The sequence below is a fragment of the Pantoea sp. WEP genome (genome assembly GCF_041678305.1).
Taxonomy (GTDB): domain Bacteria; phylum Pseudomonadota; class Gammaproteobacteria; order Enterobacterales; family Enterobacteriaceae; genus Pantoea; species Pantoea dispersa.
The window spans coordinates 868,317-890,869 of record NZ_JBGNXB010000001.1; the positions used below are offsets into that span (position 1 = coordinate 868,317).

Sequence of the window (22,553 nt, forward strand, 5' to 3'; positions counted from 1 at the left end):
AATTATTCGCGAAGAATACCGGTGTCTGGCGATACCGGGCGTTTTTATGGATGCCATTAAGCTTATAACTGCGCGGGATATCGATAAAATGAACAATATCTCTGTAACGCCTAAAGGCGGAACGATTGCTACTGAAGTGAGCGGTAATCAGGTTAATTTGACTGCTCCCAGTGTGGTTAAGCTCAACCTTAATCAGGCTGATATTAAGTCTTTCACACGCAATGGTAGTGATTTAGTGGTCACCACTAAATCCGGTGAAGTCGTTGTTATTCATAAATTCTACGATGCTAACGGCGACAGCGATCTGGTGCTGCAGGACGACAAAGGCGCGCTGTGGTGGGTGGAAGATCCCGGCACAGAAGGCTTCCAGTTTGTCTCTATCGACAGCACGGAAGGGCTGTTAGCGGAAAACGTCACGGGTGACGGAACACTAACCGCCTTTGGTATCGCCGGCGCCGCGCTGGCCGGTATCGGTGCGCTGATCGCCGGTAACAACGGCGGTGGCGGCGGCGGCGGTGGGGATAACGGCGGCGGCGACAATGGCGGCGGCGGTGATACCACGGCACCAGCGGCGGTCAGCGATCTGCTGATCACGGATAACGCGGGCAGCGTGCAGGGCGCTATCACGGGCGGCACCAGCACCGATGACAACACGCCTACGCTGAGCGGCACGGCCGAAGCGGGGACCATTGTCAGTATTTACGACGGCACCACGCTGCTGGGAACGGTCACCGTCGGTGCCGATGGCCGCTGGAGCTTCACGACACCCGCCCTGGGTGAAGGGCAGCACAGCCTGACGGTTACCGTCACCGATGCTGCCGGCAACACCAGTCCGGCCACCAGCCCGGTTGATTTCACTGTCGATACGCAGCCACCGGCAGTGGCCACGGACGTGGCCCTGACCAACAACAGCGGCGGCAGCACCACGCCGGTACCAAACGGATCGAGCAGCGATGATAACACGCCGACCCTGAGCGGCCGTGGTGAAGCGGGCGCTGTGGTCAGCGTTTACGATGGTCAGACGCTGCTCGGCACGGCGCTGGTGGGCGCGAACGGCAACTGGAGTTTTACCACGCCAGCGCTGAGCAATGGCAGCCACAGCCTGACCGTGACGCTGACGGACGCTGCCGGCAACGTCAGCGCTGCGTCCTCGCCGTTTGTGGTGACGATTCAGGCGGGCCTGCCGTCAACCAGCAGTTCGCTGCAAATTACCGACGATAGCGATGCCACGCTGCGCACGCTGAGCGATGGCGCCAGCACCAAAGACAGCACGCCGGTGCTGAGCGGCCTGGCGAGCGCTAACGCCGTCATCACGCTGTACAACGGCACCACGCTGCTGGGCAGTACTATTGCCGACGGCAGCGGTCAGTGGCGCTTCACTCCCGCCACGCTGGCAGATGGTACTTATGCGTTCCGCGCGGTTGCCACCGACGCCGCCGGTAACGTCACCACCTCCGTCACCCTGACGGTCACCATTGATACCGTGGCGCCCGGCGCGGCAGGCGATCTGCTGCTGACCGGCGACAGCAATGGCACGGTGACGCCGATTGCCGCCGGCGGCAGCAGCAATGACAACACGCTGGTGCTGAGCGGCACGGCAGAGGCCGGCAGCACCGTTACGGTACGCGATGGCAACGTCGTGCTCGGCACGGCGATCGTCGGCAGTAACGGCAGCTGGAGCTTCACCACGCCAGCGCTCAGCGACGGCAATCACAGCCTGACTACCACGGTAACCGACAGCGCCGGCAACACCGGTCCGGCGTCAGCGGCTATTGTGGTCACTGTCGATACCACCGCACCGGCGGCGATCGGCGATCTGCAGGTGATCGACAACGTGGGTGCCAGCCAGGGCCCGCTGACGTCGGGCGCTACCACCGATGACAACACTCCTACCCTGAGCGGCAGCGGCGAAGCCGGTGCGCTGATCAGCATTTACGACGGCAGCACGCTCCTGGGCAATACCCTTGTCGGGGCCAACGGCAGCTGGAGCTTTACCACGCCAGCGCTCAGCAACGGCAGCCACAGCCTGACCGTTACGCAAACTGATGCGGCGGGCAACGTCAGCAGCGCGACCGCGGAATTTGTGGTCAATGTGGACGCTGCGCTGCCACCCGCCAGCGCCAGCATTGAGCTGGTGGGCGACAGCGGCAATACCCTTGTCTCACTGCAAAACGGCGCCGTCACCAATGACGACAGCCCGATCCTCGCCGGGCTGACCCGGGCGGGCAGCCTCGTTCGCATCTTTGACGGCGGCGATCTGCTCGGCAGCACCACCGCCGATGGCAATGGGCAGTGGAGCTTTGCCCTGAGCAACCTGAGTGAGGGCGGCCACGCGTTCAGCGCCACCATTACCGACGTTGACGGCAATGTGATTGACACCGTCACCCTGAACATTACGGTTGATACCACGCCACCGGCGGCAGCCAGCGATCTGGCACTGCTGAACGATGCCGGCAGTACCGCACAGCCGGTGACGGGCGGCAGCACGATTAACGATGCGACACCGCTGCTGAGCGGCACGGCGGAAGCCGGCAGTATTGTCACGATTCGCGACGGCAACACCGTTCTCGGCAGCGTCAGCGTGGGCAGTAACGGCAGCTGGAGCTTCACCACGCCAGCGCTGGGCGAGGGCAATCACAGCCTGAGCACCACGGTGACCGATGCCGCCGGCAACGTCAGCCCGGCATCAACGCCGATCGCCTTTAGCGTTGACACTACCGCGCCTGCCGCCGTCAGCGGCCTGCAGGTGACGGATAACGCGGGCAGCGCCACCGGCGCGCTGGCTTCCGGCCAGACCACCGACGATCGCACGCCAACCCTGAGCGGTTCGGCAGAAGCGGGCGCGGTGGTGCGTATCTATGACGGCACCACGCTGCTCGGTAGCGTTACCGCCGGCAGCAACGGCAGCTGGAGCTTTACGCCAGATGCGCTCACCAACGGGCAGCACAGCCTGACCACCACGGTGACTGACGCGGCCGGCAACGTCAGTCCGGCATCGCCGGTGTTCACGGTCAACATCGAGGCGGGCGTGCCGGCCACCAGCAGCCTGCTGATTGTCACCGATGATAACGGCAGCACGCTGGTTGAACTGGCCAATAACGACAGCACCACCGACAGCACGCCGATTCTCAGCGGCCAGGCCGGGGCGGGCGATCTCGTCACCCTGTACAACGGCAGCACGGTTTTGGGCAGCGTGGTCGCGGGCAGCAACGGACAGTGGAGCTTCACGCCAGCGGCGCTGGCCGACGGCACCTACGCATTCCGCGCCAGCGCCGATAACGGCAGCGGCACGGTGACGGATTCGCCGGTGATCACCATCACCATCGACACCGTCGCGCCCGCGGCACCGACAGGCATCCAGCTGACCAACGATGACGGCGATCCGCTGGGCACAGGCAGCACTAACGTCTCTGCGCCAACCCTGAGCGGCAGCGGCGAAGCCGGCGGTGTGGTCATTATCTCCGATGGCGGTACGGTGATTGGCAGCACCACGGTGGGCAACGATGGCAACTGGAGCTTCACCACGCCGCCCCTCAGCGATGGCAGCCATAGCCTGACCAGCACCGTGACCGATGCGGCTGGCAACACCGGACCAGCGTCAACACCGGTAACCGTCACCGTCGATACGCAGGCACCGGCGGCGGCAGGCAATCTGCAGCTCAGCAATGGCGACGGCACACCGGTTGCCGCGGGCGGCAGCACCAATGACACCACGCCAACCCTGAGCGGTACCGCTGAACCCGGTAGCACGGTGACCGTCAGCGACGGCGATACGGTGCTGGGCACAGCGACGGCAGGCAGCGACGGCAGCTGGAGCTTCACCCCGACCGCTCCGCTGAGCGAAGGGCAGCACAACCTGACGTCCACCGTTACCGACACGGCGGGCAATACCGGGCCGGGCAGTACGGCGGTGATTGTTATTGTCGATACCAGCGCACCCGCTGTGGCCAGCGAGCTGCTGCTCAGCAACGACCAGAGCGGCACACCGGTGCCGGTCAGCAATGGCCTCACCAATGACACCACGCCGGTGCTCAGTGGCCGCGCGGAACCGGGCAGCACAGTGACCATTTCCGATGGCGATACGGTACTGGGCACCGCCACCGTCGGCAACGACGGCAGCTGGAGCTTCACCGCACCGGTGCTGGCAGCGGGCGACCATAGCCTGACGACGACGGTGACCGATACCGCTGGCAATACCAGCGAACCCTCGGCCGCCCTCAGCTTTACCATCGATACCACCACGCCAGCCGCGCCGGGCAATGTGCAGCTCAGTGATGATCAGAGCGGCACGCCGGTGCTGATCACCAGCGGTGCTACTAACGACACCACCCCAGTCCTGAGCGGCAGCGGCACCGCCGGCAGCACCATCACCGTCTCGGATGGCAATACCGTGCTGGGCACCACCACCGTCAACGACGACGGCAGCTGGAGCTTCACGCCAGCCACCGCGCTGGGCGAGGGGCAGCACAGCCTGACGGCGACCGAAACCAGTCCGGCTGGCAATACCAGCGCACCTTCTGCTCCGCTGGAGGTGAACATCGATCTCACCGATCCGGCGCCCGCCGCAGACTTGCTGCTGGTTAACGATCAGGGCGCAACGCCGCTGCCGATCGCGGCGGATGGCGTCACCAATGACACCACGCCGCTGTTCAGCGGCAGCGCGGAGCCGGGCAGCCTCGTCGCGATTTACGACAATGGCAGCGTGATTGGCTCGGCGCAGGCCGATGCAAACGGCAACTGGAGCTTTACGCCGGATCCGGCACTGGAGGCGGGCACGCATAGCCTGACCACCATTGTCACCGACACGGCGGGCAACAGCGGGCCGGCATCTGATGCGTTTGATTTCACTATCGATCTCACCACGCCGTCTGCTGCCGTTGATGTCGTGCTGAACAACGATAACGGCGAGACGCTGCAGCCGATTAACAGCGGCACCGCGACCAACGACACCACGCCGCAGCTGAGCGGCACCGCCGATGCCGGCAGTACCGTCACCATCCTCGATGGCAACACGGTGCTGGGCAGCGTGCTGGTGGGTGCCGGTGGCACATGGACCTATGCGGTACCGACGCTGAGCCAGGGCGAACATAGCCTGACCACCACGGTTACCAGCCCGGCGGGCAACGTTAGCGCACCGTCCGCGGCGATTGATTTTACCGTGGATACCACGGCACCGGCTGAGCCGACCGGCCTGCTGCTGGTGAACGATGAGGTTGATCCGGCCGTACCGGTGGCCTCTGGCGGGGCGACCAACGACACCACACCAGTGTTGAGCGGTAGCGCCGAGCCTGACAGCGTGGTGATCGTGCGCGACAACGGCGTGATCATCGGCTCGGCTACCGCCGGCAATGACGGCAGCTGGCGCTTCACGCCTGATACCGCCCTGGAAGCGGGCAGTCACAGCCTGACGGCCAGCGTCACCGATCCGGCAGGCAACGTCGGGCCGGAGTCCGCGCCGTACACCTTCACCGTTGATCTCACGCCACCGGCAGCGCCAGTGGACGTGGTGCTGAGCAATAACGATGGCAGCACGCTGGTGGCGATTGCCGCCAATGGCGCGACCAACGACACTACGCCGCAGCTCTCCGGCAGCGCCACGGCGGGCAGTATCATCACTGTCTACGATGGCGACAGCACGACGCCGATCGGTTCTGTGACCGTGGGCGCCGATGGCAGCTGGCAGTTTGTTACCGGTACGCTGGACGAGGGCGATCACAGCCTGACGGTAACGGTGACTGATGCGGCGGGTAACGTCAGCGATCCTTCCGCGCCAATTAGCTTTACCGTGGATACCACGGCGCCGGACGCGGTCGTCGATCTGCTGCTGGTGAACAACAATGTCGATCCGGCCACGCCAATCACCTCAGGCAGCAACACCAATGACAGCACGCCGCTGCTCAGCGGAACGGCAGAGCCGAATAGCACCATCATCGTCTATGACGGACAGACGCCGATCGGCACGGCGACGGCAGGTAACGACGGCGCATGGAGCTTCTCACCTGAACTGACCGATGGCTCGCACAGCCTCAGCGTGACGGTCACCGACGCCGCCGGCAATGTCAGCGCACCGAGCGCCAGCGTGGCGATCACCGTCGATACCGTAGCACCGTCGGCGGTCACCCAGTTGAGCGTCGCCAGCGACAATGGCAACGGCGATCCGGTCACCATCCCGAACGGCGGCTTAACCAGTGACAACACGCCGGTGCTGAGCGGCAGCGGCGATCCGGGAAGCCTGATTGTGATTACCTCGCAGGATGGTCCGGTGGGCAGCGTCACTGTGGGCAGCAGCGGCAGCTGGAGCTTCACACCAGCCAGTGCGCTGAGTGACGGCAGCTACACCTTAACCGTTGTGGCGCGCGACGCGGCGGGCAACGTTAGCGCGCCGGTCACGGCACAGCTGGTGATTGACGCCACCGCACCGGATCAGGTGACGGAAATCAGTCTCTCCAATGACAACGGCAGTGCGCTGGTGGATATTCCGTCGGGATCGACCACCAGCGATACCACGCCGCTGCTGGCGGGCGTTGCTGAGCCGGGCAGCACGGTGAACATTCTGGATAATGGCGCGCCGATTGGTACGGCGATTGCGGGCAGTGACGGCGCATGGAGTTTCAACGTGCCAACCCTCACCAACGCGGCGCACAGCCTGACGGTGACGGTCACCGATGCGGCCGGTAACACCGGACCGGCGTCGGCACCGATTACCTTTACTGTGGATAGCCAGGCACCGGCCCAGGCCACGCTGGAAGTGAATAACGACAACGGCACCGATCTGGTACTGGTGCCCGATGGCACCTATACCAATGACAACACGCCACGCCTGAGCGGTACGGCGGAGGCTGGCAGCCTGGTGACCATTTACGATGGCAATGTGGTGCTGGGTTCGACCACCGCCAATGCTGCTGGCGAATGGGTGTTCCTGTCGCCCGTGCTCACCGATGGTCAGCACACCCTGACGGCCACGGTGACGGACAGCCTCGGCAACGTCAGTGCGCCGTCTTCCAGCTTCACCGTTCAGGTTGATGCCACGCCGCCGCAGCCGGTCAGCGCCGTGCTGCTGCAGAATGACAACGATCCGGATAACCTTGTCACCATCGCCAACGGTGGCGCCACCAACGACAACACGCCGCTGCTGAGCGGCAGCGGTGAGCCGGGTGGTCTCGTCAACGTGTACAACGGCAACGTGCTGGTGGGGTCGGCGACGGTGGACAGCGAAGGCAACTGGAGCCTGAATACGTCGCCGCTGGATAACGGCAACTACACGCTGACGGTCGTCGTCAGTGACAACGCGGGTAACGCCAGCGACCCGGTGAGCATTGGCGTGACGGTTAACACCGTCGGGCCGGATCCGGTGCTGTCGTTTGAGGTCAACGCCAATAACGGTCCGACCGCTCTGCCGCTGGTGGATGGCAGCTTTACCAACGACACCACGCCGGTACTGAGCGGAACGGCGCAGGCCGGTGCCATCATCAATCTGTTGCAGGACGATACGGTGATTGGTTCGGTGGTCGCCGATGCCAATGGCGTATGGCGCTTTGAAACCAGCGCGCTGCAGGATGGCAGCTACGCTTTCTCGGTGCAGGTGGTGGATGCCGCTGGCAACGTCAGCGAGCCGGCGGGGCCGGTGAATGTCACCGTCGATACCCTGGTGCCAGACGCGGTTCCTGACCTGGTGGTCGCCGACAACGTGGGTGGCACGACGGGCCCGCTGGATGACGGTGCGTCGACCGATGACAACACGCCAACCCTGAGCGGCACGGCAGAAGCCGGCAGCACGGTGAACATCTATGATGGCACCACGCTGCTGGGCACCGCGCTGGCCGGCTCGGGCGGGGCCTGGAGCTTTACGACCGCGGCGCTCAACAACGGACTTCACAGCTTCACCGTGACCGTGACCGATGCGGCGGGCAACGTCAGCACGGCGACGCCGGCGTTCAGCCTTGACGTGCAGGCCGATCTGCCGCCAGCCACCTCGACGCTGCAAATCACTGACGACACGGGCACGACGCTGGTGACGCTGGCAGACGGCGCGGTAACCCGCGACACCAGGCCAACCTTCAGCGGCTCTGCCGAACCCGGTCAGCTGATTCGTATTTATGACGCTAATACGGATGCGGTAATCACCAGCGTTACGGCGGATGCTAACGGCCAGTGGAGCTATACGCCAACGTCACCATTAGGTGATAACAGCTACGCCTACTACATCACCGCGCAAAACCCTGGCGGTGATGAGGGGACGCCATCGGCTACCCTCGGCTTCACCGTGGATACCACCGCGCCGGCGGTGGCCGCTGATGTGGTGATCAGCAACGATCGCAGCGGCACGGCGGTGCCGATTAGCGACGGCAGCGTCATCAATAACAACACGCCGGTACTCAGTGGCAGCGCCGATGTGGGCAGCCTGGTCACGGTGTACGATGGCAACACCGCTATCGCGTCGGTGGTGGTGGGCGCAGGGGGAAGCTGGACGCTGACCACGCCAGCATTGAGCGAAGGGACGCACGCGCTGAGCGTGGGCGTCAGCGATGCGGCGGGGAACAGCAGCGACCGCACACCGGCGCTTAGCTTCACTGTGGACAGCATCGCACCGAACGCTTCGACACTGGTCATCACCAACGATGATACCGCGCAGCCGGTGCTCAACGGCGGCTACAGCAGCGATGCCACGCCAACCCTGAGCGGCGTGGCGGAAGCGGGCAGCACGGTCACCATCCTCAACAATGGTGATGTGCTGACCACACTGACCGTGCCGTCCGGCGGCAACTGGAGTTACACGCCAGCGGCAGCGCTGAGTGAAGGATCGCACACCCTGAGCGTTTCGGTGACCGATGCGGCGGGCAACGTCAGCACCAGCACCAGCGCGACGGTAATCGTTGATACCCTGGCGCCGGACGATCTGACGCTGACGGCCAGCAACAACAACGGCAGCACGCCGGTGACGATTGCTGACGGCGGTACCACTAATGACAACACGCCACTGTTACGCGGTGTGGCAGAAGCGGGCAGCGTGGTGACCATTCGCCTCGATGGCGATGTGGTGGCCTCGCTGACGGTCGGCAGCAGTGGTAACTGGAGTTACACCTCTGCGGCACTGAGCGACGGCAGCCATACCTTCAGCGTCACGGAAACGGACGCGGCGGGTAACACCGGCGAGGCGCTCAGCGTGACGCTGATCGTTGATGCGACGCCACCGCTGGTGGCCACCAACCTGACCATCACTAACGATGTGACCGGCGTCAGCATACCGGCTGGCGGCGCGACTAACGACACCACGCCAACGCTGAGCGGCAGCGCCGAGGCCAACACCACGGTTAGCGTTTATGACGGCAATACGCTGCTGGGCACGGCGCTCGTGAACGGCAGCGGCGCATGGAGCTTTGTCTCACCGACGCTGGGTAACGGCGCGCATGCGCTGAGCGTGGCGGTCACCGATGCGGCGGGCAATACCGGCCCGCGCACCACGCCGGTGACTATCACCGTCGATACCGTTGCGCCGGGCGCGGCCACGCTGGTGGTCACCAACGACGTCAGCGGCAGCGTCATCCCGAATGGCGGCGTCACCAGCGATACCACGCCGGTGCTGAGCGGCCGGGCGGAGGCGGGCAGCATTGTCACCGTGCTGGATGGCACTACGCTGGTCGGCTCCGTGCAGGTGGGCAGTGACGGCAACTGGACGCTGACGCCAGCCACGGCGCTGAGCGAAACGCTTCATACGCTCAACGTCACGGTCACCGATGCGGCCGGTAACGTCAGTGCCACCACCAGCGCCACGCTGGTGATCGACACCACGCCGCCAGTGGCTATCACCGGGCTGGCAGCGGTGAACAACAACGGCAGCACGCCGGTGGCGATTGCGGCGGGTGGCGTCACTAATGACAGCACGCCACGCCTGAGCGGCACGGCGGAAGCCAACAGCATCGTGACCATCCGCGATGGTGATACGGTGCTGGGTTCGGTAACCGCCGCCAGCAACGGCAGCTGGAGCTTCGTCACTGGCACCTTGTCTGACGGTTTACACTCCTTCAGCGTGACGGCCACCGATGCGGCAGGCAATACCGGTCCCGCAGCGTCCCTTGCGCTGACCGTCGACACCGCACCGCCGCTGGCGGCAACCGGGCTGACGCTGACCAACGACGTCACCGGTGTGGCTATCGTCAATAACGGAGTCACCAACGACAGCACGCCGACGCTGCAGGGCACGGCGGAAGCGAACGCGATTGTCACGGTTTACGATGGCAACACGCTGCTCGGAACGGTGCAGGCTAACGCCAGCGGCAGCTGGAGCTTCGTCTCGCCGACGCTGAGCAATGCCGCCCACGCACTGAGCGTGACGGTGACCGACAGCGCGGGCAACGTCAGTCCCCGTTCCGAGGTGATTAACCTCACCGTGGATACGGTGGCGCCAGCGAACACCAGTCTCACCATTATTAATGATGCGACCGGTGCCACCATCGTCAACGGCGGCGCGACCAACGACACCACGCCAACGCTGCGCGGCAGCGTCAGCGCGGCGGAGGCCGGGGCACGCGTCACCATTCTGGACAACGGTCTGGCACTGGGCACGGCGATTGTGCAGGCGGACGGCAGCTGGAGCTTCACGCCTCTGACGGCGCTGAGCGCCGGGCCGCACCCGATCACGGTGACGGTAACGGATGCGGCAGGTAACGTCAGCGGCACCACCGCGGCCACGGTGATCATCGATACCACGGCACCGGCGGCCATCACCAATCTGCTGGCGCTCAACAACAACGGCAGCACGGCGGTGACCATTCCGAATAACGGCGTCACCAACGACAGCACGCCACTGCTGAGCGGCAACGGCGAGGCGGGCGCGCGTATCACGGTGTACGACGGCACCACATTGCTGGGCAGCACCACGGTTGGCAGCAACGGCAGCTGGAGCTTCGTGGTAGGTAACGCGCTGAGCAACGGCAGCCACACGCTCAACGTGACGCAGACCGACCCGGCGGGCAACGTCAGCCCGCAGGTGTCGACCACGCTGATCGTCGATACCGTGGTGCCGGTCGCCAGTACGCTGACCATCATTGATGACATCAGCGGTACGCCGGTGACGCTGGCGAACGGCGCCTTTACGCGCGATACCACGCCAACGCTGCGCGGTACCACGGAAGCGGGTGCCGTGGTCACCATCTACGACGGTGCCAGCGCCATTGGTTCTGTGACCGCGGGTAGTGATGGCAGCTGGAGCTTCACCACCGCCACGCTGGCGAACGGCGCGCACACGCTGAGCACCACGGTGACCGATGCGGCGGGTAACGTCAGCACCGGCAACATCACGGCGACGGTAAATGTCGATACCCTGCCTCCGGCGGCGGTAAGCGGGCTGGCGATCAACAGCGCCGGTACCCTTGTCACCGGTAGCGGTGAAGTGGGGGCCACGGTGACGGTGCGCGATGCCAGCGGCAACGCGCTCGGCACCACCACGGTCGGCAGCGGCGGCAACTGGTCGGTGACGCTCACCACCGCGCAGATCACCGGTGCGCCGCTCTCGGTGATCCAGACGGATCGCGCCGGTAACGTCTCGCCGGGGGCTTCGCTGACCGGTGCGATTCGCATCGTGGCGACCAACGACAGCAACGAGGTGGATTACACCAGCACGCAGGCAACTGTGAACAACGGTACGGTCAACTCGTCGCACACCGCGCTGCTGACCGTGGGGCTGGGTACGGTGCTCAATGCCAGCGTACTGAATAACGGTAATGCTTACCTGTTCAGCGTGGGTAACGATGACAGCCGTACCGTGACGCTCAACGGTTCGGTGACCAGTCTCGGCGTGGCCGCCAACTATTCGTTAAACCTGTACGAACAGCAGGCGAACGGCTCGTGGCAGTTGATCAGTATCAAGACCAACTACATTAACGCGCTGCTGACGATCGGTACGCTGAAAGGGGCAAACGTCACCTACACCGGACTGGGGACCGGCAACTATGCGGTGGTGGTCGCAGCCACCACCAACATTAGCGTGTTGCCAACCACCACGGTAAGCACGGTGTCGGATTTCACCACGCTGGCGGTCACCACCGCTGCGACGGTCACCGGTAACCTGCTGACCAACGACACCAGCTCCATCGCCGGGACGATTCCGTCCGGCACGGCAGTGGCGTCGGTGGGCAGCAGCGCGGTGGCGTCCAGCGGCAATACGGTGATCAACACCACCTACGGTACGCTGACCATTGATGCGAAGGGTAACTACACCTACACGCTGAAGGCCGGGCTGGATATCGATACCCTGCCATCCGCAGACACCTTCACCTACTCGGTGCGGGATGCCAGCGGTGCAGTGACCTCGGCGACGCTGACGGTGACGCTGCATAACGGTGCGGTCACCGCGCTGTTCGCCACCACCAGTCTGGCGGCGGAAACCACCACCAGCAGCGAGCATGATGCCAGCGGCAGCATCTGGGGAGACAGCAATGTCAGCCACAGCGGCACGCTGAGCATCCTCAATGAGCACGGCGATCTCACCACCGTGAGCAGCGTGGGCAGCACGGCGGTGGCCGGGGACTTTGGTGTGCTGACCATCGCCGCCAATGGTAGCTATACCTATACCCTGAACGCGGATGTGAATATCCAGAACATCACGCATAAGGAGGTGTTTACCTACACCCTGGCGTCGTCCGACGGCACCATCACCAGCAACACCTTTACCATTGAGCTTCACCCGACCATCACGGGCAGCGCCGCGGCTGACAGCCTCACCAGCAGCGCCTACGACGACACCATTACCAGCGGTGCCGGCGCAGATACGCTGGTTTACCACCTGCTGAGCAGCGCAGATGCCACCGGCGGCAACGGTCACGACACCTGGACCGACTTCAGCGTCGCGCAGGGTGACAAGATCGACGTCAGCAGTCTGCTGATCGGCTGGAATGATTCCACCAGTAATATCAATGATTTTGTGAAAGTGGATCATACCGCGGACGGCAATACGGTGTTGTCAATTGACCGTGACGGCAGCGGCACGGGGTACAGCAGTACGCAGCTGATTACCCTGGAAGGCGTAAACGTCTCACTGGAGGAGTTGCTGCAGCAACCGCATCAAAACCACACGGCTTAGTGGGTGTAACGCAGGGAAGCATAACGGGCACAGGGAGGTGCCCCTTTCTCTCTTTTACTGGTGAACAATCGATGGATCTGATGCAATCAGGCGCAACAACTCGCCGTACCTGTAAGCTCAGCGCCCTGTGTGCTGGCATTGTGTTTTTTCACAGTTCTCATCTTATGGCTGCCAGTGATGCCGTGACGCAGGCGGGGCGCATAACCTCAGCCGGTCTGGCGCAGCAGCAGGATCTTCCCTCCTTAACCGGTCAGGTGGCCGAACCCGCGCTGGCTAACGTGCCGGATACCTTAACCCTTAACCAGGCAGTGCAGCGTGCCATCCAGTGGCATCCGGACATCGCACAGGCGATTGGCAAAATGCTGGAGCAGGCCAGCCTGGTCGATGTGGCGCAGGCCAAATACTATCCGCAAATCAGTGCCGGCATGAACAACGGCTACAGCAACGCCTACAGCGAAAAAGGCTTCAGCCCGTCATTTGTGCTGTCGGTATCACAGATGCTGTATGACTTCGGCAAAGTCAGCAGTTCGGTGCGCTCCGCCGAAGCCGGGGTGGCGCAGGAGCAGGCCAGCGTGCTGGTGAGTATTGATACCGTCGCGCACGACACCGCCGCCGCGCTGGTGCAGGTGCAGGGCTATCAGCAGCTGGTGAAGATCGCCCAGGATCAGCTGACGGCGCTGAGTAAGATTGGCGATCTGGCGCGTCAGCGCAATGAAGAGGGGGCGGCATCGCTCTCGGACGCCACCCAGACCGACGCGCGTATCGAAGGCGCGCGCACCACGCTGACCCAGTATCAGGCCAGCCTCAACCGCTGGCGTGCCACGCTGGCCAGTTATCTCGGCTGGCCACTGGTGAAAAAGGTCAGCGATGCGTTTCCGCCCAGCCTGACGCGCGCCTGCGCGGTGGGCAAAGCCGACGACAAATCCAATCCGGCGGTGCTGGCGGCGTGGGCGCAGGCGCGGCAGGCGCAGGCCAAACTGGATAACGCCAACGCGCAGAATTTACCCACTATTTCGCTGGAACCGCAGGTCACGCATTACCTCAACAATCACTACTCCGGCAGCGAAACGCTCGACCGCACCCAGTATTCCGCGTTCGTCAAAGTTGAGATGCCGCTGTATCAGGGTGGCGGCATTACCGCGGCGCGCGATGCGGCGGCCAGCGCGCTGCAGGCGGCCAATGCGGCGGTGAACTCGGCGCGTCTCAAAGCGCAGCAGCAGCTCAGCGAATCGCAAACCGAAGCGCTGAGCCTGTCGCAGAGCCTGGCGATCATGTCGCGTCAGCAGACGCTGGGCGAGAAGACGCAGCAGCTGTATCAGGATCAGTATTTGCAGCTCGGCACCCGTCCGCTGCTGGACGTGCTAAACGCCGAACAGGAAGTGTTTCAGACGCGCTTCGCCATGCAGCAAACCATCAGTCAGTTACGTTCACTGCAGCTCGACTGCTTATACAGCACCGGGCAGATGCGGTCAGCGTTTGCGCTGAATAACCAGCGCATCCAGTCCGTGGAGATCCAGCCATGACGCAATTACAGATTCCGGACGCACCCAATGGCAATCCCGCCAGCGCCGCCGGTGGCGAGGTGCCGCTACACGGCTGGGCCACCGCCATTATTCTCATCGCGACCCATTATCGCCTGCCGTGCTCGCCGGGCATGATCATGGCTGCCAGCGAATGGCAGGGCAAACAGTCACGTGATAAAGCGCTGCGCCATCTGGCGCGTCAGGCCGGACTGTCGCTGCAGCTGTATGAAGAGCATCAGTGGGAGATCAGCAGCTGGCGCTTGCCGCTGGCGGTGGAACTGAGCGACGGCCAGGTCGGCGTCATCACCAGCTTTGATGGCGATGACACGGTGCGCGTGCACCTGGCCGGCGATGAACAACCGGCGCCGATCGCGCTGAACACGCTACTGCCGCAGATCCGCTACGCCGCGGCGCTGCGTCCGGTGACGGCCGCCAAAGATAGCCGTGTCGATCGCTATCTCGCCACGGTCAGGCCCGACTGGCTGCGCCGTCTGGTGCTGCACGACATGCGTCCTTACGGCTACGTGATGCTGGGATCGTTCCTGATCAACCTGCTGGCGCTGGTCGGCATCATCTTCTCGATGCAGGTGTACGATCGGGTGATCCCGGCGCAGTCGTACCCCACGCTGTACGTGCTGTATATCGGGGTGATCCTCTCGGTGGTGTTCACCTATATTCTGCGCGTCGGTCGCGATCACGTCACCGATCTGCTCGGCAAGCGCGCCGATATGCGCGTCTCCGATCGCGTGTTCGGCCACGCGCTGCGGCTGCGTAACAGCGCGGTACCGCGATCGACCGGTACCTTTATCTCGCAGCTGCGTGAGCTGGAAGCGGTGCGCGAAATGGTGACGTCGACCACGGTGACGGCGATTGTCGATATGCCGTTCTTCCTGCTGTTTATGCTGGTGATGGCGATCATCGCGCCGCAGCTGGCGTGGATCGCGCCGGTGGCGGTGCTGCTGATGATCCTGCCCGGCGTGCTGAGCCAGAAAAAACTGGCGAAGCTGGCGCAGCAAAACCTGAAAGAGTCGACGCTGCGCAACGCGGTGCTGGTGGAGAGCGTGCAGGGGCTGGAAGATATCAAGCTGATGCAGGCGGAGGATCGCTTTCTGCAGCAGTGGAACAGCTATATTCGCATCACCGCGCAGTCGGGCGTCGAGATGCGCAAAGTGATGCATGCGCTGATCAGCTGGGGCGTCACTATTCAGGGGCTGGTGTACGCCAGCGTGATCGTGGTCGGGGCGCCGATGGTGATCAACGGCGATATCACCACCGGGGCGATTGTCGCCGCGTCGCTGCTGTCTTCGCGCATGATTGCGCCGATGGCGACGCTGTGTGGCGTGCTGGCGCGCTGGCAGCAGGTAAAAGCGGCGAAGAGCAGCCTCGATGCGCTGATGAATCTGCCGGTGGAGAACAGTAAAGACGAAACGCGCATTCACTGTCCGGTGCTGTTTGGCCACTATCAGTTCACCGATGCCATGTTCCGCTACTACAGCGATTCGCTGACGGTGGCGCTGCGCATCAAGACGCTGACCATCAAGCCGGGTGAGCGCATCGCCGTGCTGGGGCGCAACGGCTCCGGCAAATCCACGCTGCTGCAGGCGATGGCTGGCGGCATGGATCTGGTGGGCGGCGAGCTGCGGCTGGACAATCTTAGCCTGCCGCATATTGATGTCGCGGACGTGCGGCGCAACGTCGGGCTGCTGACGCAGAATGCGCGGCTGTTCCACGGTACGCTGCGGGAAAACCTCACCATGGGCGCGGCGCACGCCACCGACGAAGCGATTTTTGCCGCGCTGACGGTCAGTGGCGGGGCCGATTTTATTCGCCGTCTGCCGCTCGGGCTCGATCATCCGATAATGGAGGGCGGCGTCGGGCTGTCCGGCGGTCAGCGCCAGTCGCTGCTGCTGGCGCGCATGCTGCTGCGCGATCCTAATATCGTGCTGCTGGATGAGCCGACCGCTTCGCTCGACGATCATACCGAGAAGGATTTCATTGAGCGGCTGGGTGCCTGGCTGAATGGCCGCACGCTGATCGTGGCGACGCACCGCGCGGCGATTCTGTCGCTGGTGGATCGCATACTGGTACTGAAAGAGGGGCAGCTGGTAATGGACAGCCCGAAAGAGAACGCGCTGCCGGCACCGCGCGCCAGCGGAGCGGCGGGGGAGGGACAGGCATGATGAAACAATTGCCGGCAAAACTGCGGCTGGTGACCGCCGCAGAAGTGGATTCGTCCGACGATCTGCTCGGTGAACTGAAATCGGAAAGCCACTACACCGGCGCAGTGCGGCTGATCGTCATCAGCACCGGGCTGATCATGGTGGCGCTGGTGTGGGCGTGGTTTGGCATGCTGGATGAGGTCTCAACCGGCACCGGGAAGGTGATCCCCAGTTCGCGCGAGCAGGTGCTGCAGTCGCTGGAAGGCGGCATTCTCACGGAACTGTATGTGCATGAGGGCGATCGCGTGCAGGCCGGGCAGATCGTGGCGAAACTGGATGCCACGCGCTCGCAGTCCAGCGTCGGCGAGAGCGCGGCGCGCTACCGGGCCGCACTGGCAGCGGCCTCGCGCCTGCGTGCGGAAGTAAACGATGATCCGCTCACGTTTCCCGCCGAGCTGAAGGGCTACCCGGATCTTATCGCGGCGGAAACCCGGCTGTATAACACCAAACGCGCCCAGCTTAATGATGCAACCCGGCAGTTTAAGGAGTCGCTGGCGCTGGCTAATCGCGAACTGGCGATCACCCAGCGGCTGGCGAAAACCGGTGCCGCCAGCAGCGTGGAAGTGCTGCGCTTACAGCGCGATAAGTCCGACCTGGAGCTGAAACTTACCGATATGCGCTCGCAGTATTACGTGCAGGCGCGTGAAGAGCTGGCGAAGGCCAGCGCCGAAGCCGACAGCCTGGCGCAGGTGATTAAAGGACGCGAAGATACCGTAACGCGTCTGACCATCCGCGCGCCGATGCGCGGCATCGTGAAAAACATCAAAGTCTCGACGGTGGGCGGGGTGATTCCGCCCAACGGTGAGTTGATGAACATCGTACCGATGAACGATCGGCTGCTGATTGAAGCGCGCCTGTCGCCGCGCGATATTGCTTTTATCCATCCCGGCCAGCGCGCGGTGGTAAAAATCTCCGCTTACGATTACGCCATCTACGGCGGCCTGAACGGCGTGGTGGAAAGCATTTCGCCGGATACCATCCAGGACGAAGTCAAACCGGAGATTTACTACTACCGCGTGTTTATTCGTACTGATAACGACTATGTGCAGAACAAGGCTGGCCGGCGCTTTGCCATCAGCCCGGGCATGGTGTCCACCGTGGATATCAAAACCGGCGAGAAGAGCATCATGGATTATCTGGTCAAACCGTTTAACAAGGCCAAAGAGGCGATGCGCGAGCGCTAATTGCGATGCGCGGCATTCTCGGCGATAATCACGCCCATCAATCCCTTCCTCGTCGGGCCTAACGACGCGGAGGGGATTTTTTTCATCTATACCTTAACTGGCTAACCGATTTAAGGATTTAAGAGGACTCGTTATGTACAACACGCTGGGCAATCAGTACGACAACTCCCTGGTTTCTAACGCCTTCGGTTTCATGCGCTTTCCGCTGAACTTCCAGCCTTACGACAGCGACGCCGAGTGGGTGATTACCGGTGTGCCGTTTGATGCCGCAACGTCAGGCCGGCCGGGCAGCCGTTTAGGGCCGGGTGCGATCCGTCAGATCTCCACTAACCTGGCGTGGGAAGGCTGCCGCTGGCCGTGGGATTTCGATCTGCGTCAGCGCCTCAACGTGGTGGACTGTGGCGATCTGGTGTACGCCTTCGGCGATTCACAGGATCTGTCCGATAAGCTGCAGGCGCATGCGGAAAAGCTGCTGGCTAATGGCAAGCGCATGCTGACTTTTGGCGGTGATCACTATGTCACACTGCCGCTGCTGCGCGCGCACGCTAAACACTTCGGCAAGATGGCGCTGGTGCACTTCGATGCGCATACCGATACCTACTCCAACGGCCCGACTTTTGACCACGGCACTATGTTCTACACTGCGCCGCAGGAAGGGCTGATCGATCCGCAGCATTCGGTGCAGATTGGTATCCGTACCGAGTTCGATAAGAGCCTGGGCTTCAACGTGCTGGACGCCGCGCAGGTTAATGACCGCAGCGTGGACGATATTCTTGCCGAAGTGAAGCGCACCGTGGGCGATCTGCCGGTGTACCTGACATTTGATATCGACTGCCTCGATCCGGCCCACGCGCCAGGCACCGGTACGCCAGTGATTGGCGGCCTGACCAGCGATAAAGCCACCAAGCTGATTCGCGGCCTGCAGGGTATGAACATTGTGGGGATGGATCTGGTGGAAGTGGCACCGGGCTACGATCACGCCGACCTGACCTCACTGGCCGCTGCGACGCTGGCGCTGGATATGCTGCACGTGCAGGCGGCGAATAAAGGTTAAGCAGCGGTGCGGACGGCTGCCCTCACCCTGACCCTCTCCCCCAGGAGAGGGAACCGATCGAGCGGGCGGTGAGAACAGCACGGCCTGCTCCCTCTCCCCCAGGAGAGGGAACCGATCGAGCGGGCCGTGAGAACAGCACGGAGTGCTCCCTCTCCCGCGTGCGGGAGAGGGAAGCGATCGAGCTGGCGGTGAGAACAGCACGGACTGCCCCCTCTCCCGCGAGCGGGAGAGGGCTGGGGTGAGGGGAAGAGCGGCGACTACTTACCATCCGCCGCGGTGCGGACGGCTGCCCTCACCCTGACCCTCTCCCCCAGGAGAGGGAACCGATCGAGCGGGCGGTGAGAACAGCACGGACTGCCCCCTCTCCCGCGTGCGGGAGAGGGGGCGATCGAGCTGGCGGTGAGAACAGCACGGACTGCTCCCTCTCCCGCGTGCGGGAGAGGGCTGGGGTGAGGGGAAGACCGGCGACTACTTACCATCCGCCGCGATGCGGTCGCGAATATGCTGCGCGCGCGACTCAGAATCCGGATGCGAGTCAAACATCGAGCTCTGGCGGCCCTGATCCAGCTTCGCCAGCTTCTCGAAGCTGGTCGCCAGACCAAGCGGATTAATGCCGCGCTTCTTCAGCAGATCGTACGAATAGTCATCCGCCTGCGACTCCTGGGTCTGTGAGAACTGCGCGTTAACCAGCTTCTCGCCCATCTCGCCCAGCTGTGACTGCGACAGCGAACCGATTACGCCGCCCACCGACGCCGCAGCGTTGCGTGCCGCCGTGGTCGCGAAAGCCACCTGCATTGCTTTGCGCGTATGGCCGAGCGCGACGTGGCCCATTTCATGGCCGAGCACGCCTTCCACTTCGTTGTCGCTCATCATATCCATCAGACCGCTATAAACGCGGATACAGCCATTCGCCATCGCCCAGGCGTTGACGTCTTTGGTCAGATACACCTTGTAGTTGGCCGGTACGCCGTTGATGTTATCGCCCAGCGCGGCGGCGATTTTGTTCAGCCGCTGCTGATAGCTGCTGTTGGCCGGCGCCAGCTGGTTCTCTTTATCCATCTGGGCACATGACTGATCGCTCAGCTCTTTAACCTGGGCGTCATTCAGTGAGTAAGCCTGAAACGCCTGCGCGCCAGACTGCAACAGTGCGTTATTATCCATTCCTTCGCAGCCGCTCAGCAGCGAAACCATTCCCAGCGCGACAACCATGGCGCGAATTTTCATATCAGCATCCTTTGAGTAACAAGTAGAGAAAACAAACACCTGAAAAACCACGCAGGTGTTTAAACGCATTGGTTATAGCGTGCCAGGGGCGGATTGGCTAGCAGACAGGCCCCGAAATGCAACCCTGAACCGCAGATTTAGCATCCTGATACATGTACTTTTGCCCCGATTTTCATGTACATTGATGTGCGACTTTTTTCTCGCTTCGCCTTATAACTCATTAATTACAATCAGTTAAGCGTGGCGGAGCATTAATCCGACCTGGAGTAGAAGATGCCCTCTCGTAAAGAGCTTGCCAACGCCATTCGCGCGTTAAGTATGGATGCAGTACAGAAAGCGAAATCGGGACATCCGGGTGCCCCAATGGGCATGGCCGATATCGCTGAAGTGCTGTGGCGTGATTTCCTGAACCACAATCCAACTAACCCGCTGTGGGCAGATCGCGACCGTTTCGTGCTGTCCAACGGCCACGGCTCGATGCTGATTTACAGCCTGCTGCACCTCACCGGCTATGACCTGCCGATGAGCGAGCTGCAGAACTTCCGTCAGCTGCACTCTAAAACCCCAGGTCACCCGGAATACGGCTACACCGCAGGCGTAGAAACCACCACCGGCCCACTGGGTCAGGGCATCGCGAACGCCGTGGGCTTCGCCATTGCTGAGCGCACGCTGGCGGCGCAGTTCAACCGTCCGGGCCATGACATCGTAGACCATCACACTTACGTGTTCATGGGCGACGGTTGCATGATGGAAGGCATCTCGCACGAAGTGTGCTCCATCGCCGGTACCCTGAAGCTCGGCAAGCTGGTGGCGTTCTATGACGACAACGGCATCTCGATCGACGGTCACGTGGATGGCTGGTTCACCGACGACACCGCCAAACGCTTCGAAGCCTACGGCTGGCACGTGGTGCGTGGCGTGGACGGTCACGACGCCGACGCGATCAAAAAAGCGGTAGAAGAAGCCAAAGCGGTCACCGACAAGCCATCGCTGCTGATGTGCAAAACCATCATCGGTTTCGGTTCCCCGAACAAAGCCGGTACGCACGATTCGCACGGTGCCCCGCTGGGTGACGACGAAATCGCGCTGACCCGCAAACAGCTGGGCTGGAACTACGCGCCATTTGAGATTCCTTCTGAAATCTACGCACAGTGGGATGCCAAAGAAGCCGGCCAGGCGAAAGAGAAAGCCTGGGACGAGAAGTTTGCTGCTTACGCCGCTGCACATCCGGAACTGGCCGCCGAATTCAAACGCCGCGTGAACAACGAGCTGCCTGCTAACTGGCAGGCGGAATCGCAGAAGTTCATCGAGCAGCTGCAGGCTAATCCGGCAAAAATCGCCAGCCGTAAAGCGTCGCAGAATGCCATCGAAGCTTTCGGTAAGCTGCTGCCGGAATATCTGGGAGGCTCGGCTGACCTGGCGCCAAGCAACCTGACCATGTGGTCTGGCTCGAAGCCGATTAATGAAGATGCCGCAGGTAACTACATTCATTACGGCGTGCGTGAGTTTGGTATGACCGCCATCGCCAACGGTATCGCGCTGCACGGTGGCTTCCTGCCGTACACCGCAACCTTCCTGATGTTCGTCGAGTACGCGCGTAACGCGGCACGCATGGCGGCGCTGATGAAAATCCGTCAGGTGATGGTTTATACCCACGACTCTATCGGTCTGGGTGAAGATGGCCCGACGCACCAGCCGGTTGAGCAGATGGCCAGCCTGCGCACCACCCCGAACATGAGCCTGTGGCGTCCGTGTGACCAGGTGGAATCTGCGGTGGCGTGGAAATACGCTATCGAGCGCGTTGACGGCCCATCAGCCCTGATCTTTTCGCGTCAGAACCTGGCGCAGCAGGATCGTAGCGCTGAGCAGCTGGCTAACGTGGCGCGCGGTGGTTACGTGCTGAAAGATTGCGACGGCACGCCGGAGCTGATTCTGATTGCGACCGGTTCTGAAGTTGAGCTGGCAGTCGGCGCTTACGAGCAGCTGAGCGCGGAAGGTCGTAAGGTGCGCGTGGTGTCCATGCCGTCTACTGATGCGTTTGATAAGCAGGATGCGGCTTATCGTGAGTCTGTGCTGCCGAAAGCAGTTGGCGCACGCGTTGCTATCGAAGCCGGTATTGCGGATTACTGGTTTAAATACACCGGCCTGCACGGTGCCATCGTTGGCATGACCACCTTCGGTGAGTCAGCGCCAGCTGAGAAGCTGTTCGAAGAGTTCGGCTTCACCGTGGCCAACGTGGTGAAAACCGCGAAATCGATTCTGTAATTTCGC

Annotated in this window: 7 protein-coding genes; 6 read left to right on the top strand and 1 reads right to left on the bottom strand. The window is 62.6% G+C overall.

What is annotated here, in order from left to right; translation table 11 throughout:
- Window positions 1-88 precede the first annotated feature (88 nt).
- From ABVR31_RS04030 to speB, 5 genes are all read left to right on the top strand, one after another.
- Window positions 89-13,078 carry an Ig-like domain-containing protein gene (locus tag ABVR31_RS04030; protein ID WP_372771860.1) on the top strand — a complete coding sequence of 4,330 codons (12,990 nt, stop codon included), beginning with the start codon at window positions 89-91 and terminating at the stop codon, window positions 13,076-13,078.
- A gap of 71 nt (window positions 13,079-13,149) precedes the next feature.
- Complete coding sequence (locus tag ABVR31_RS04035; RefSeq protein WP_372771861.1) at window positions 13,150-14,601, top strand: TolC family outer membrane protein; 1,452 nt, start codon at window positions 13,150-13,152, stop codon at window positions 14,599-14,601.
- Window positions 14,598-16,781, top strand: a complete 2,184-nt coding sequence (locus ABVR31_RS04040; protein WP_058757106.1) for a type I secretion system permease/ATPase — start codon at window positions 14,598-14,600, stop codon at window positions 16,779-16,781. The genes ABVR31_RS04035 and ABVR31_RS04040 overlap by 4 nt, the downstream gene beginning before the upstream one ends.
- Window positions 16,781-18,004: an HlyD family type I secretion periplasmic adaptor subunit gene (locus ABVR31_RS04045; protein WP_372773969.1), complete on the top strand. Its 1,224-nt coding sequence runs from the start codon at window positions 16,781-16,783 to the stop codon at window positions 18,002-18,004. The genes ABVR31_RS04040 and ABVR31_RS04045 overlap by 1 nt, the downstream gene beginning before the upstream one ends.
- Window positions 18,005-18,137: 133 nt before the next feature.
- Window positions 18,138-19,058, top strand: a complete 921-nt coding sequence (gene speB, locus ABVR31_RS04050) for an agmatinase (RefSeq protein WP_021506644.1) — start codon at window positions 18,138-18,140, stop codon at window positions 19,056-19,058.
- 468 nt (window positions 19,059-19,526) lie between these two features.
- On the opposite strand, the gene ABVR31_RS04055 is transcribed toward speB, so the two are convergent.
- Window positions 19,527-20,282, bottom strand: coding sequence for a M48 family metallopeptidase (locus tag ABVR31_RS04055; RefSeq protein ID WP_021506645.1), 756 nt, complete (start codon window positions 20,280-20,282; stop codon window positions 19,527-19,529).
- Between the two features lie 273 nt (window positions 20,283-20,555).
- Between ABVR31_RS04055 and tkt the strand changes: the two genes are divergently transcribed.
- Entirely contained in the window at window positions 20,556-22,547 is a 1,992-nt protein-coding gene (gene tkt / locus ABVR31_RS04060) for a transketolase (RefSeq protein WP_059011510.1), read from the top strand.
- Window positions 22,548-22,553 lie beyond the last annotated feature (6 nt).